This window comes from Sinomonas soli (assembly GCF_054782415.1).
Window position 1 is genome coordinate 405,105 of sequence record NZ_BAAGSN010000011.1, and the last position, 13,696, is coordinate 418,800.

The 13,696-nt window shown below is 72.0% G+C and carries 12 protein-coding genes; 4 read left to right on the forward strand and 8 right to left on the reverse strand.

Annotated features, from left to right (window positions below):
• Positions 1-75: 75 nt before the first annotated feature.
• On the forward strand, positions 76-837 hold the full coding sequence (locus ACYVKZ_RS11710; protein ID WP_460992407.1) for an alpha/beta hydrolase: 762 nt from the start codon (positions 76-78) through the stop codon (positions 835-837).
• The gene (locus tag ACYVKZ_RS11715; protein ID WP_460992408.1) at positions 834-1,409 is read left to right on the forward strand and encodes a hypothetical protein; all 576 of its coding nucleotides are present in this window, start codon (positions 834-836) and stop codon (positions 1,407-1,409) included. The genes ACYVKZ_RS11710 and ACYVKZ_RS11715 overlap by 4 nt, the downstream gene beginning before the upstream one ends.
• Positions 1,410-1,419: 10 nt before the next feature.
• Here the strand turns inward: ACYVKZ_RS11715 and ACYVKZ_RS11720 are convergent, their stop codons facing one another.
• Positions 1,420-2,454 carry an ROK family glucokinase gene (locus tag ACYVKZ_RS11720; protein ID WP_307006365.1) on the reverse strand — a complete coding sequence of 345 codons (1,035 nt, stop codon included), beginning with the start codon at positions 2,452-2,454 and terminating at the stop codon, positions 1,420-1,422.
• A gap of 139 nt (positions 2,455-2,593) precedes the next feature.
• Here ACYVKZ_RS11720 and ACYVKZ_RS11725 point away from each other — a divergent pair, with 139 nt between their 5' ends.
• Entirely contained in the window at positions 2,594-4,414 is a 1,821-nt protein-coding gene (locus ACYVKZ_RS11725) for an AMP-dependent synthetase/ligase (RefSeq protein WP_460992409.1), read from the forward strand.
• A 113-nt stretch (positions 4,415-4,527) separates the two neighbouring features.
• Here ACYVKZ_RS11725 and ACYVKZ_RS11730 read toward each other — a convergent pair whose 3' ends face one another.
• A complete protein-coding gene (locus ACYVKZ_RS11730; RefSeq protein WP_460992410.1) occupies positions 4,528-5,880 on the reverse strand; it encodes a MinD/ParA family ATP-binding protein in 1,353 nt (450 codons plus the stop codon).
• A gap of 148 nt (positions 5,881-6,028) precedes the next feature.
• Positions 6,029-9,430, reverse strand: a complete 3,402-nt coding sequence (locus tag ACYVKZ_RS11735; RefSeq protein ID WP_460992411.1) for a pyruvate carboxylase — start codon at positions 9,428-9,430, stop codon at positions 6,029-6,031.
• A gap of 221 nt (positions 9,431-9,651) precedes the next feature.
• On the opposite strand from ACYVKZ_RS11735, the gene ACYVKZ_RS11740 reads away from it, so the two are divergent.
• The gene (locus ACYVKZ_RS11740) at positions 9,652-10,476 is read left to right on the forward strand and encodes a ParA family protein (RefSeq protein ID WP_460992412.1); all 825 of its coding nucleotides are present in this window, start codon (positions 9,652-9,654) and stop codon (positions 10,474-10,476) included.
• Positions 10,477-10,592: 116 nt separating this feature from the next.
• Here the strand turns inward: ACYVKZ_RS11740 and ACYVKZ_RS11745 are convergent, their stop codons facing one another.
• The 5 genes from ACYVKZ_RS11745 to gcvH form a co-directional block, all read right to left on the reverse strand.
• On the reverse strand, positions 10,593-11,186 hold the full coding sequence (locus ACYVKZ_RS11745; protein WP_460992413.1) for a MerR family transcriptional regulator: 594 nt from the start codon (positions 11,184-11,186) through the stop codon (positions 10,593-10,595).
• Between the two features lie 239 nt (positions 11,187-11,425).
• On the reverse strand, positions 11,426-11,926 hold the full coding sequence (locus tag ACYVKZ_RS11750) for a bifunctional nuclease family protein (RefSeq protein WP_066497392.1): 501 nt from the start codon (positions 11,924-11,926) through the stop codon (positions 11,426-11,428).
• A complete protein-coding gene (gene ftsR / locus ACYVKZ_RS11755; RefSeq protein WP_460992414.1) occupies positions 11,926-12,651 on the reverse strand; it encodes a transcriptional regulator FtsR in 726 nt (241 codons plus the stop codon). Before ftsR ends, ACYVKZ_RS11750 begins: the two co-directional genes overlap by 1 nt.
• 11 nt (positions 12,652-12,662) lie before the next feature.
• Positions 12,663-13,148: an FHA domain-containing protein gene (locus ACYVKZ_RS11760; protein ID WP_307115022.1), complete on the reverse strand. Its 486-nt coding sequence runs from the start codon at positions 13,146-13,148 to the stop codon at positions 12,663-12,665.
• A 33-nt stretch (positions 13,149-13,181) separates the two neighbouring features.
• Entirely contained in the window at positions 13,182-13,568 is a 387-nt protein-coding gene (gene gcvH / locus ACYVKZ_RS11765; RefSeq protein WP_307008337.1) for a glycine cleavage system protein GcvH, read from the reverse strand.
• Positions 13,569-13,696: the final 128 nt, after the last annotated feature.

Below are 13,696 nucleotides of genomic sequence, written 5' to 3' on the forward strand. Positions count from 1 at the left end.
CGCGTTCCAGGCTTCACTGTAGTGTCCCGCTCCGGACTCGGCGCAACCGCCCCACACCGGTGCATAATGCTTGCCATGGACCCTTCCACCGTCGGCGTCGCCCTGAGCCACGGCTTCACGGGCGGGCTCGGCGGGATCGCGCCCTGGGCGGACGCGCTCCGGGGCGCCGGGTTCCGCGTCGCCACGCCCCTCCTCCCCGGCCACGGGACCTCCATCGAGGACCTCGCCGGCCGGTCGTGGCACGAGTGGTACGACGCCTACGAGGCCGCCTACCTCGAGCTCGCGCGCGAGTGCTCGGCCGTGGTCGCCGCCGGCCTGTCGATGGGCGGGGCGCTCGCGCTGCGCCTTGCCGCGCACCGCCCCGTGGCCGCCGTCAGCGTCGTCAACCCCGGGCTCGTGATCGACGACCCGCGCTCGCACCTCTCCGCCGTCCTGCGGCACGTGATGCGGACGGTGCCCGGCATCCGCAACGACATCAAGCTCGCCGGCCAGGACGAGGGCGCCTACGAGGCGGTCCCGGTCGCCGCGGCGCACCAGCTCAAGCTCCTGTTCCGGGACACGGTCGCCTCCCTGCCGCAGGCGAGCGCACCGCTGCAGGTGTTCCGCTCGACCGTCGACAGGGTCGTCACGAGCGAGCGCAGCATGGGCGCGATCGCCGCACGCTACGGCGGGGCGGACATCCGCATCGTCCGGCTCGCCAACAGCTACCACGTGGCGACCCTGGACCACGACGCCGAGACGATCTTCCGGGGCTCGGTCGCCTTCATCCGCGAGGCGGTCGACGCCGCGGGGTCGGCCGCCGCCAGCCGGAGCACGGACGCTGGGGATGCCGCGTGAACGGGCGCCCTGACCCCGACCGCCACGATCCCGCCGCGGACGACGACGCCTGGCGCGACCTCGTGGCCCGCCTCGGCGGATCCGCAGACGACCGTGCCGCGGGCCCCGCCCCCACCGAGCCCTCCGCGGCCGAGCGCGCCTCCGCCTCCAGCCCGCTGCCCGACCGGCCGACGCACCAGGACGGCCGCCCCGCGGGCCCGGACGAGGGCCTGTCCGCCCCCGGCGGCCGGGAGGACGACGCCGGGCCGGCCCGCTTCTCGCGGTACGACCCCCTCGGGATCGCTGGACCGCGCGGCCGCGGACCGGTCGGCGAGGAGCCGGAGGGGCTGCCGGGCGACTTCGTCCCCGACGAGCCCGCCCCCGTCCTGGCCGGGGCCGACCCGGTGGCAGTGCTCGCGTGGTGCGGCGCCCTCGGCGGCCCGGTGGGCCTACTGGTGTGCGCGCTCGCGTGGCGCACCGTCCCCGGCTACATGATCGTGCTGCTCGTCGCGGCCTTCGTGGCAGGGGTCGGGACGCTCATCATGCGCCTGCCGCGCAGCAAGGACGACGGAGACGACGGCGCCCGGATCTGAGGCGCCCCGCTCAGCGCGCCGAGCCGTGCGAGCGCAGGTGGACGCGGGAGAGGTCTGCCGCGCCGATGAGGCCGGCCTCGGGGCCGAGCGCCGCACGGACAATCCGCGCGGGCGGCCGGAAGCCGCGGCCGGTCAGGTTGCGTGCGAAGGCCCTGCGCGCGGGTGCCAGCAGCAGCTCCCCCGCGTCACAGAGCCCCCCGCCGATCACGAAGGTGCCCGGGTCGAGCGCCGCGGCGAGATTCGCGAGCCCGAGCCCGAGCCACTCGCCCACGTCCTCAATCAGCTCCCGCGAGGCGGCGTCGCCGGCCCGGGCGAGCTCGGTGACGATCGCGCCGGTGATCTGCTCGGGATCGCCGTCCACGGCGCGGAGGAGCTCCTGGGCGACCGGGGAGTTTGCGCGGGCCAGCTCGCGCGCTTCGCGTCCGAGCGCGTTGCCGGAGGCGTACTGCTCCCAGCAGCCGCGGTTGCCGCATTCGCAGCGGTGGCCGCCGGGCATGATGATCTGGTGGCCGAACTCGCCCGCGACGCCGTAGCGGCCGCGTTCGAGGTGCCCGGACATCACCATCGCTCCGCCGATCCCGGTGCCGAGCGTGATGCACACGAGCCGGCTCTCCTGGCGCCCGGCACCGAAGCGCCACTCGGCCCAGGCGGCGGCGTCGGCGTCGTTGGCGAGGTGCACCCGGCGGCGCAGGAGCGATTCGAGGTTCGCGCGGAGCGGTTCGTTGCGCCAGGCCAGGTGCGGGCTGAAGAGCACGGTCCCTCCGTCGAGGTCCATCCAGCCTGCGGCGCCGATCCCCACCGAGGCGATGCGGTGCTCGACGCTGAGCTCGTCGACGAGCTCGGCGATGACGCGCTCGACCTCGCGCGGGCGGGTGCCCGGCGTCGCCCGGCGCGCCCGCTGCAGCACGTGGCCGTCGGCGTCGACCACGCCTGCGGCGACCTTCGTGCCGCCGATGTCGATGCCGATCGCGAGGCCCCTCCGTCTCAGCCGCGGGTCGCGGGGCCGGAAGGTCGGGGCCAAGCGGGGTCTGCGCACGCTGGCCATTCTACTGGCGGCCCGGGACCGGGGGCCGCTATTGTTACTGACCAGTAGCATCAGCCGTGATCCAAGGCACACCCCGTTCAGTGCGCTTGGATATGGTTAAGCCGTCTCCCGCGCACCGGGAGGTACCGAAGGAGATATCGTGCGCGAAAAGTCCATTCCGCCCCTCGTCCCCGCCCCCGTCGCCAGGAACATCGCCGACTTCGTCATCGAGCAGGCCGAGAAGCCCTCGAACCCGCCCCTCTTCGCCCAGCGCGGAACCTCGGGCGCGTGGGAGGACGTGACGGCCAAGGAGTTCCGTGCCGAGGTGGAGCGGATCGCGAAGGGCCTGATCGCCGAAGGGGTCGCCCCCGGCGACCGCGTCGCCATCATGGCCCGGACCTGCTACGAGTGGAGCCTCGTCGACTTCGCCATCTGGTTCGCCGGCGCGGTGTCCGTCCCGATCTACGAGACCTCCTCCCCGAGCCAGATCGCCTGGAACCTCGGGAACTCGGGCGCGGTCGCCGCCTTCGGCGAGACCGCCCACCACGAGGACGCCATCCGCGCTGCCATCGACTCCGAGGACCTCGCCGCCATGCGGCATGTCTGGCAGCTCTCCCCCGCGGGCCTCGGCGCGCTCGCGGCTGCCGGCGAACGGGTCTCCGACGAGGAGCTCGAGGCGCGCCGCTCCGCCCCGACCCTCGAGTCGCTGGCCACCATCATCTACACCTCGGGCACGCTCGGGCGGCCCAAGGGGTGCGAGCTGACCCACGGGAACTTCGTGGCACTGTCCGAGAACGCCATGGCGGCGCTCGGCGAGGTCGTGGAGCCTGGGGCGAAGACCATCATGTTCCTGCCGCTCGCCCACGTGTTCGCCCGGTTCATCTCCGTCCTCGCCGTCGCCGCCGGCTGCCAGGTGGCGCACACCCCGGACATCAAGAACCTCCTGGCCGATCTGCAGGGGTTCGAGCCGAACTTCATCCTCGTGGTCCCGCGGGTGTTCGAGAAGGTCTACAACTCGGCGCTGACCAAGGCGGAGGACGGGGGCAAGGGCAAGATCTTCCACCGCGCTGCCGACATCGCCATCTCCTGGTCGAAGGCGCACGCCGACGGCGGCAGTCCCTCCCTGGGCCTGCGGCTGCAGCATGCCCTCTACGACGCGCTCGTCTACCGGAAGCTGCGCGCGGCCATGGGCGGCCACGTCAAGTACGCGGTCTCGGGCGGCGGCCCCCTCGGGGAACGGCTCGGCCACTTCTTCCACGGCATCGGCCTCCGCGTCCTCGAGGGCTACGGCCTCACCGAGACCACGGCCCCGATCTGCGTCAACACACCCTCCCTGGTCAAGATCGGCACGGTCGGCGCCCCCCTTCCCGGCAACTCGGTGCGGATCGCGGACGACGGCGAGATCCTCGCCAAGGGCGTCAGCGTCATGCGCGGCTACTACCGGCTCCCCGAGCTGCAGACCGAGACGTTCACGGACGGCTGGTTCCACACGGGTGACATCGGCGAGCTCGACGCCGACGGCTACCTGCGCATCACTGGGCGCAAGAAGGACATCATCGTCACGGCGGGCGGCAAGAACGTGGCCCCGGCGCACCTCGAGGACCAGATCCGCGCCGACGCGCTTGTGTCCCAGGTCGTCGTGGTGGGCGAGAACCGTCCCTTCATCGGCGCCCTCGTGACCCTCGACGAGGAGGCCCTGCCGGGCTGGCTCGAGCGGCAGGGGCTTCCCGCCGGGCTCTCCCTCGAGGACGCGGCCTCCCATCCGGGGGTCCTCGCCCATGTGCAGGCGATCATCGACCGCGCGAACGAGAGCGTCTCCAAGGCAGAGGCGATCAAGTCCTTCCGGGTGGTGCCGACCGACTTCACTGAGTCCTCGGGGCACCTCACGCCCTCGCTCAAGGTCAAGCGCGCGCAGGTCATGGCCGACTTCGGCAGCTACGTCGAGGACATCTACTCGGCGCCCAAGCCGAGCGTGGTCTGACCCGGCGCTCCAGCGCGAGGGCGGCGGCCCCGGCCCGTGCCGGGGCCGCCGCCCTGCCGTTGAGCCGCCCTGCCGTTGAGCCCGCCGCCCTGCCGTTGTGCCTGCGCTGCTGCTCAGTCGGTGAGCTGGTCCACGACCAGGCCGGCGAGCTCGATCGCCGCCTCCCGTGTGGCGGCCCCCAGCTTCGCGAACTCGATCTGCGAGCCCTCGGCGAGGTGCCGGTCGTGCGGGATCCGGACCACGTGGCCCACCCGGGTGCGGAAGTGCTCCTCGATCTCGTCCACGTTCACCCGGGTGCCATTGCCGGCGGAGACGTTGACCACGACGATCGCCTTGCGCACCAGGTCGTCCCGCCCGTGCGCCTCGAGCCATGAGAGCGTCTCGGAGGCGAGCCGCGCCTCGTCGACGCTGCCGCCCGAGACGAGCACGACGGCGTCGGCCTTCTCCAGCGTCCCCTGCATCACGGAGTGGACCATCCCTGTGCCGGAGTCGGTGAGGACGATCGAGTAGTAGCGGCCGAGGATGTCCGTGACGGCCCGGTAGTCGGCGTCGTTGAAGGCGTGCGCGACCATGGGGTCCGCGTCCGAGGCGAGGACGTCGAGCCGCGACCCCTCGCGGGCCGTGTAGTTGGACAGCTGGGCGAAGGAGTTCACCTCGAAGCGGTCCTTGACGAGCTGCCGGGCGGTATGGGACGCGCGGCCGGGGTTCCGGTCGGAGAGGGTGCCCCGGTCCGGGTTGGCGTCCATGGCGATCACCCGGTCCTCCCGCAGATCGGCGAGGGCCATTCCCAGCAGGGTCGTCACCGTCGTCTTGCCGACGCCGCCCTTGCGCGACAGGACCGGCACGTAGCGCGTCTTCTCCCCCAGCCGCACGGCGATCCGGTGCTCGAGCGCACGCTGCATCCGCACCGCATCCGAGTCCCCCACATTGACGTAGCCGAACGTCGCGAAGTAGAGCCAGCGCCGCCAGCCGCCCACCGGGGCGGCCGGGCTCTTGGCCACGAGGCGGTCGGAGGTCAGGGACGTGGCCGACTCCGGCCCCTCTGACCGCGACCGGCGCTCGCTCACGGCCGGTGCCCCGCCGCCAGCGTCGGCCTGCCCGGCGTCGGGCCCTTCCTGGACGGAGCCGCGGGGCTGGTAGCCGATCTCGGCCGAGGCCGCGGCCTCCCCGGGAACCGCGGCAGGATCGCCGGAGGCGGCCGCGGGCGGAACGGGCGCCGCCTGGGCGTCCGCGAGCCATCCAGCAGGGGGCGTCGACGGGGCCGGCGGCACCGACCCGAGATCGAGCGGCACGGACAGGATTCCGAGCGGGCTTCGGGCGGCGCCCGGGCCGGCGGCAGGCTCGGGGGCCTGCGCTCCTGCCGCCTCCTCCCCCGCGCCGTCCTCGGCCGGGGCGTCCTGGGTGGATTCCGGCTCGTCCTGGGACGGACTGCGCCGCGGTGCGGGCTTGGGCGTGCTGTCGCTCATGGCTCCCGTTCGCCTCGTGGGTGGTGAGGACGGCGGCGGTACGGACCACCGCCGTCCTGGATCGCGCCCAGTCTAGCGGCCGCCCCGCCTCCGCCCTGCGGGGCGGCGACGGGGCGGCGGGAGGGTCCGGGCACGGGACGGTCGGCGGCTACTCCGCGCCGACCACGAGCAGGAGGTCTCCGCCCTGGACCTGCTCGACGCCGGAGACGACCACGCGGGCCACCTTGCCGGCCACGGGCGAGGTGATGGCGGCCTCCATCTTCATGGCCTCGATGGTCGCGACGGAATCGCCGGCCTGGACGAGGTCGCCCTCCTTCGCCGTCACGGTCACCGCCCCGGCGAACGGGGCGGCAATGTGGCCGGGGTTGGTCGCATCCGCCTTCTCCGCCTGCTTGACGTTGCTCTGCACGGACCGGTCACGCACGACGACCGGGCGAGACTGGCCGTTCAGCGTCGCGATGACGGTGCGCATGCCCTTCTCGTCCGGCTCCGAGATCGCCTCGAGCTGCGCGATGAGCCGCACGCCCTTCTCGAGCTCGATGATGTGCTCGTGGCCTCGCTGGAGGCCGTAGAGGTAGTCCCGCGTATCGAGCACCGAGAGGTTGCCGTAGGCTTCCCTGTTCGCAAGGTAGTCCTTGGTCGGACCGGGGAACAGGAGCCGGTTCAGGGTGGCCCGGCGCGTGGCCGAGTCGCCCTGGAGCGCGGCCGAGTCCTCCGCCGAGAGCTTCTCCTCGCGCACCTTGACGGTCCGGCCCTGGAGGGCCTTGGTGCGGAACGGCTCCGGCCAGCCGCCGGGCGGGTCGCCGAGCTCGCCGCTGAGGAAGCCGATGACCGACTCCGGGATGTCGAACTTCTGCGGGTTCTGCCGGAACTCCTCGGGGTCCGCACCGAGCCCCACGAGATGCAGTGCGAGGTCGCCGACCACCTTGGACGACGGCGTGACCTTGACGAGCCGGCCGAGGATCCGGTCCGCGGCCGCGTACATGTCCTCGATGGCCTCGAACCGCTCCGCGAGGCCGAGGGCCATGGCCTGCTGGCGCAGGTTGGAGAGCTGGCCGCCCGGGATCTCGTGGTGGTAGACGCGCCCCGTCGGACCCGGAAGCCCGGACTCGAAGGGAGCGTAGACGCGGCGCACGGCCTCCCAGTACGGCTCGAGCGCGCTGACCTTCTCCAGCGAGATGCCCGTGTCGCGGGGGGTGTGGGCGAGCGCGGCCACGAGGGCGGACGCCGGAACCTGGCTGGTGGTGCCGGCCAGGGACGCCGAGGCGACGTCGACGGCGTCGACCCCGGCCTCGACCGCCGCGAGCAGGGTCGCGAGCTGGCCGCCCGCGGTGTCGTGCGTGTGCAGGTGGACGGGCAGGTCGAAGCGCTCCCGCAGGGCCCGCACGAGCTTGGCCGCCGCGGCCGGGCGCAGGAGGCCGGCCATGTCCTTGATCGCGAGGATGTGGGCCCCGGCGTCGACGATCTTCTGGGCAAGCCCGAGGTAGTAGTCGAGCGTGTACAGGTCCTCGGCGGGGTCGAGGAGGTCGCCGGTGTAGCACAGCACCACCTCGGCCACCGCGGTCCCGGTCTCGCGCACGGCCCTGATGGCGGGGGCCATCTGGTTCACGTCGTTGAGGGCGTCGAAGATGCGGAAGATGTCGATCCCGGTGGCTGCGGCCTCCTGGACGAAGGCGGCGGTCACCTCCTCGGGGTACGGCGTGTACCCGACCGTGTTCCGGCCGCGCAGGAGCATCTGGAGGCAGATGTTGGGGAGCGCCTCGCGCAGGGCGGCCAGCCGCTGCCAGGGGTCCTCGCCGAGGAAGCGGAGGGCGACGTCGTACGTCGCCCCGCCCCACGCCTCGACGGAGAGGAGCTCGGGCGTGAGCACCGAGACCGCCGGGCCGGCCGCGACGAGGTCCCGGGTGCGCACGCGCGTCGCCAGCAGCGACTGGTGGGCGTCGCGGAAGGTCGTGTCCGTCACCGCGACCGCGTTCTGCTCGCGCAGGGCCTTGGCGAATCCTTCCGGGCCGAGCTCGAGCAGCTTCTGGCGGGATCCGGCCGGAGCGTCGGCGAGGTCGACCTTCGGGAGCTTGTCCTGCGGGTCGGCATGGACCTTGAGCTCGCCATTGGGCTTGTTCACCGTCACGTCCGCGAGCCAGCTGAGCAGCCTGGTCCCCCGGTCGGCGGACGAGCGCGCCTTCAGCAGCTCGGGACGCTCGTCGATGAACGAGGTCGCGACGTTGCCGGCGACGAAGTCGTCGTCGTCGAGGACGGCCTGGAGGAAGGGGATGTTCGTGGACACGCCGCGGATGCGGAACTCGGCCAGGGCGCGGCGGGCGCGCTTGACGGCCGTGGCGTAGTCGCGGCCGCGGCACGTGAGCTTGACGAGCATCGAGTCGAAGTGCGGGCTGATCTCGGCGCCCTGGTAGACCGTGCCGCCGTCGAGGCGCACGCCCGCGCCGCCGGCGGAGCGGTAGCCGGTGATCTTGCCGACGTCAGGGCGGAAGCCGTTGGCCGGGTCCTCGGTGGTGATGCGGCACTGGAGCGCGGCGCCCTTGAGGTGGATCCGGTCCTGGGTGAGCCTGAGGTCCTCGAGCGTCTCGCCGGCGGCGATGCGCAGCTGGGCCTGGACGAGGTCGACGTCGGTGACCTCCTCGGTGACCGTGTGCTCGACCTGGATGCGGGGGTTCATCTCGATGAAGACGTGCTGCCCCGCGCGCTCTCCGACCGTGTCGACGAGGAACTCGACGGTGCCTGCGTTGACGTAGCCGAGGGCCTTGGCGAACTTGATGGCATCCGCGTAGAGGGCCTGCCGGATCGACTCGTCGAGCTGCGGGGCCGGGGCGATCTCGATGACCTTCTGGTGCCGGCGCTGCAGGGAGCAGTCGCGCTCGAAGAGGTGGACCACGTTCCCGTCGCCGTCGGCGAGGACCTGGACCTCGATGTGGCGCGGGCGCAGCACCGCCTGCTCGAGGAACACGGTGGGGTCGCCGAATGCGGCGTCGGCCTCGCGCATCGCGGCGCTGAGCGACTCCGGGAGGGCCTCGCGAGTGTCGACGCGGCGCATGCCGCGGCCGCCGCCGCCGGCGACGGCCTTGACGAAGATCGGGAAGCCGATCTCGTCCGCGGCCGCGATCAGCTCCTCGGGGTCCGAGCTGGGCGCCGAAGACTTGAGTACGGGGATGCCGGCCTCGCGCGCCGCGCGGAGGGCGTGGACCTTGTGGCCGGCCAGCTCCAGGACGTCGGCGGGGGGGCCGACGAAGGTGATGCCGGCCGCGGCGGCCGCGCGCGCCAGCTCCGGGTTCTCGGAGAGGAAGCCGTAGCCGGGGTAGATGGCGTCCGCGCCGGCCTCCTTGGCGACGCGGACGATCTCGTCCACATCCAGATAGGCCCGGACCGGATGGCCCTCCTCGCCGATGAGGTAGGCCTCGTCTGCCTTCTGCCGGTGGATCGAATTGCGGTCTTCGTGGGGGAACACGGCAACCGTCTTGGCACCGAGCTCGTAGCCCGCCCGGAACGCGCGGATGGCGATTTCACCGCGGTTCGCTACCAGAATCTTGGAGAACATGGGACTCCTGTTGTCGCAACGCAGGATTGACTAGGTGGTGCCTAGTGTCTATGCCAGCAAAGTAGCAGGGAATGGCTTGTGTCTTGAATCACGGATGTAACGTCTCGCCACGTGGACAAGGCAGGGGGCCGGACGCTCCCCGGCCGTGGCGTGGCGGGGGCGGCTGCCCGCTTCCCTTTAGGATGGAACGGTCGGCCAGCGGATAGATAGTGGATTCTCACGTGCAAGTAGTCAGCATCAGCAGCCTGAAGGGCGGGGTCGGGAAGACCTCGGTGACAACGGGGCTCGCGTCGGCCGCCCTCGCGGCCGGGATCCCCACTCTCGTGGTCGACCTCGACCCGCATGCTGACGCCTCGACCGCGCTCGGCGTCAATCCCGACCGCGAACTCGAGGTGGGGCGGCTGCTCAAGTCCCCCAAGCGGGTCTTCCTCGAGGACAACGCGGTGGCGAGCCCCTGGGTGCGGCGCGCCGCGGCGCTGAACGGCCAGCAGAACCGGGTGCTCAACGTGGCCTACGGCGGATCGCTGAGCGGCATCTACGATCGGCCCGACCTCGGCCGCAGGGATCTCCGCCGCCTCACCACCGTGCTCCACGGCCTGGAGGGCTACGGCCTGGTCCTCATCGACTGCCCGCCCTCGCTCAACGGCCTCACCCGGATGGCATGGGCTGCGAGCAACCGCGTGCTCCTCGTCGCCGAGCCGGGCCTGTTCTCCGTGGCGGGCACCGAGCGGACGCTGCGGGCCATCCAGCTGTTCAAGCAGGAGTACGCCCCGAAGCTCGCCCCCGCCGGCATCGTCGCCAACAGGGTCCGTCCCTCCTCCACCGAGCACGGCTACCGGCTCGAGGAGATGAAGCAGATGTTCGGTCCGCTCCTGCTGGACCCGCAGATCCCCGAGGTGGCCAACTGGCAGCAGATCCAGGGGGCGGCGCATGCGGTGCACCACTGGCCCGGCGAGGCGGCCCGCGGCACCGCGGCGCTGTACGACGAGCTGCTCGGCGCCGTCGTCAAGCAGGCCCGGGAGCTCCGCCCGCGGGTGGCGCGCTAGCTCCGCCGCCCGCACGCACAGCACAGACGTCGAGGGGCCGCCACCTGCAGGTGGCGGCCCCTCGACGTCTGTTCCCGGGTGCAGCTTCGCTCCCCCGGGTCGACGGGTCCGGCGGCTCAGCCCGTCCGGCGGGCGGCGCGGCGCTTGCTCAGCTCGTCCCCGGGAAACGTCTGGTCTGCGGCGTGTTCGCTCGGCAGCTCGGCGAGGCTCCCCTCGACCTCGCGCCATACGCGTCCAACGGCGATGCCGAAGACGCCCTGCCCTCCTTGGACAAGGTCGATCACCTCGTCGGCCGAGGTGCACTCGTACACCGAGGCGCCGTCACTCATGAGGGTGATCTGCGCGAGGTCCTCGACGCCGCGCTCCCGGAGGTGCCCGACGGCACTGCGGATCTGCTGGAGCGACACCCCGGTGTCGAGCAGCCGCTTGACCACCTTGAGGACGAGGATGTCGCGGAAGCCGTAGAGGCGCTGGGAGCCGCTGCCCGCAGCCCCGCGCACCGTGGGCTCGACGAGGCCCGTGCGGGCCCAGTAGTCGAGCTGGCGGTAGGTGATCCCGGCGGCCTTGCACGCGGTGGGGCCTCGGTAGCCGGCCTCCTCGTCCAGGGCGGGGAGGTCGTCGTCGAAGAGGAGGCCCTGAGTGCCGGTCGGCGTCTCGGTGCCGGTGCCGGAAATGTGCCTGAGATCTCCGTGCTCGCGCTGGGGACTCACTAAACCCTCCTTCACAGCTCCCCTGGGGGAAATCGCATCCTCCGCCAGGAAGCCTCGAAAGTGCCCCTCGTGTAATTACACTCGGGTCCACCCTCCAGTGTCACCTGAAGCTGTCGGGGAAGCAATGGGAGCTTGTCTCTAACGACGTTAGAACCGTCGGGGGTCGAAATCAAAGACATCGCCCCCGGCGGCCGGGGCGTGTCGGCTGCAGCCGCGCCGGGGGTGCCCGGCGGGACGGCTCATTCGTCGAAGTCCTCCGGCTCCACGTCGGCGAGGAACTCGCGGAAGCGGCGCATCTCGGTCTCCTCCTCCTCGGCGCTCGCGCCCTCCTCGGTCCCGTCGCTGCCCTCGGCGAGCTGGACCCCGGCCTCCTCGAGGACGGCGTCCGCGCACCAGATCCGGCAGTTGACCCGCAGGGCCACGGCGAGGGCATCGGAGGCCCGCGACTCGACCGTGGTCCCGTCGTCGAACCCGAGCTGCGCGTAGAACACGCTGTCCTCCACGGCCACGATGGTCGCGCTGACGATCTGCCGGCCGAGGCTGTGCACCACGCTCACGAGAAGGTCATGGGTGAGCGGCCGGGGGGGCACGACGTGCTGCTGGGCCAGGGCGATGGCGCTGGCCTCCGCGGTGCCGATCCAGATCGGCAGGTGCCGCTCACCGTGGGCCTCCTTCAGGAGGACCAGGGGCTGGTTGGACGGCAGCTCGATGCGGACTCCTACGACTTCTACCTCGATCATCAGCCATCCATCCTCGAGATCAGCCCGTGGACCAGTGCACGGTGCAGGGTCAGGAACAGCTCCCCGAGCTCGCGCGCCTCCTCGGCGGCCCGGACCCGCGAAGCGGGGTCCCGGCGCGACGCGCTCGGCGCCACGGCGCGCTCGATCAGTGCCACCTCCCGCTCCGCGGTGGTCTGGAAGGGCCGCAGGTGCCGGGGCTCGAGGCCGTGGTCCGCGAGGGCCACGCAGGAGCGGGCGACGGCGAGATCGTGCTCGTCGAACCGGCCGTCCTCGGCGCTGATGAGTCCGAACGTGGCCATGGCCTCGACGAGGGCAGCGCTCGCTCCCGACTCCGCCCGGAGCTGGGCCTCTCCCAGCGAGCGGGGGCGCGTCCCGCCCCATTGGGCCCCCGGCTCCTCGGGGACGGCGCGCGGGGCGATGCTCGCTCCGCCCGGAAGGCTCTCCGGCCGCTCACCGCGGTCGACCGCGTCGAGGTAGTCCTTGATGACCTTCAGCGGCAGGTACTGGTCGCGCTGCAGCGCCAGGATGAAGCGGAGGCGCTCGACGTCGCCGTCGCTGTACTGCCGGTAGCCCGAGGGCGTCCGGTGCGGCGCGATGAGGCCCTTGTCCTCCAGGAACCGGATCTTGGACGCGGTCATCGACGGGAAGTCCTCGGCCAGGGTGGCCAGGACCTCACCGATGTTCAGGGCCGCGGCCCCTTTGCGCTCAGGCTGAGCAGCTGCCATAGATCCGCCCCTCAGGCGGTAGGCCGCACCGGGCTCTGTGCGGGGCTGAGGTAGAAGGTGAGCCGGAACTTGCCGATCTGCACCTCCGAACCGTTGCGCAGGGCCACCTGGTCGACCCGGTCGTGGTTGACGTAGGTGCCGTTGAGGCTGCCCGCGTCGACAACCTCGAAGCCCCGGCCCACACGCCGGAACTGCGCATGACGGCGGGAGACGGTCACATCGTCGAGGAAGATGTCGGCGTTCGGGTGCCGGCCCGCCGTCGTGACGTCCGAGTCGAGCAGGAACCGTGCGCCCGCGTTGGGTCCGGCATGCGCGATGAGCAGCGCCGAGCCATAGGGCAGCGCGGCGACCGCCTTGGCCTCCTCGGCGCTCAGCGCGGGTGCGATCGTCGTGTCGGCATGGATCGGCGGCATGTGGATCGACGTCGTCTCCGACGCCGATTCCTGACGCTGCGTCACCTCGTCGGCGCCGACGTCCCGGCGCTCGTGGCTCACCATCAGTTCCTCCTGAACAGTCCCGGAATCAGACTTCTACCCTACCTGCTGCTCGTACTCGGCGGCACTGAGGAGGCTGTCCGTCTGCGCGTCGTCCGCGAGCCGGACCTCGAACAGCCAGCCCTCGCCGTAGGGATCGGAGTTCACGAGCGCCGGATCGGTGTCCAGGGCCTCGTTCCTCGCGACGACGGTCCCGCCCACCGGGGCGTAGATGTCGCTGACGCTCTTGGTCGACTCGACCTCGCCGACGACGCCGTTGGCGCTCACCTCGGTGCCGACCTCGGGCATCTGGACGTAGACCACGTCGCCGAGGGCATCCTGCGCGAAGTCGGTGATGCCGATGCGCACCACGCCGTCGCCCGGCTCGGCCGAGACCCACTCGTGCTCTGCCGTGTAGGACAGCTCGGCGGGGACGTTGCTCATGGGGCTCGCCTTTCGTCGACGTCGAGGCCTGCGGGCGTGCCCGGGTCGCCTCTGGGTGCGGTGTCGCTGAAAGTATAGGCACAAGGACCGGCGGCGGATTCGCCACGGCCCGCTGCGCCGGGCGCCGT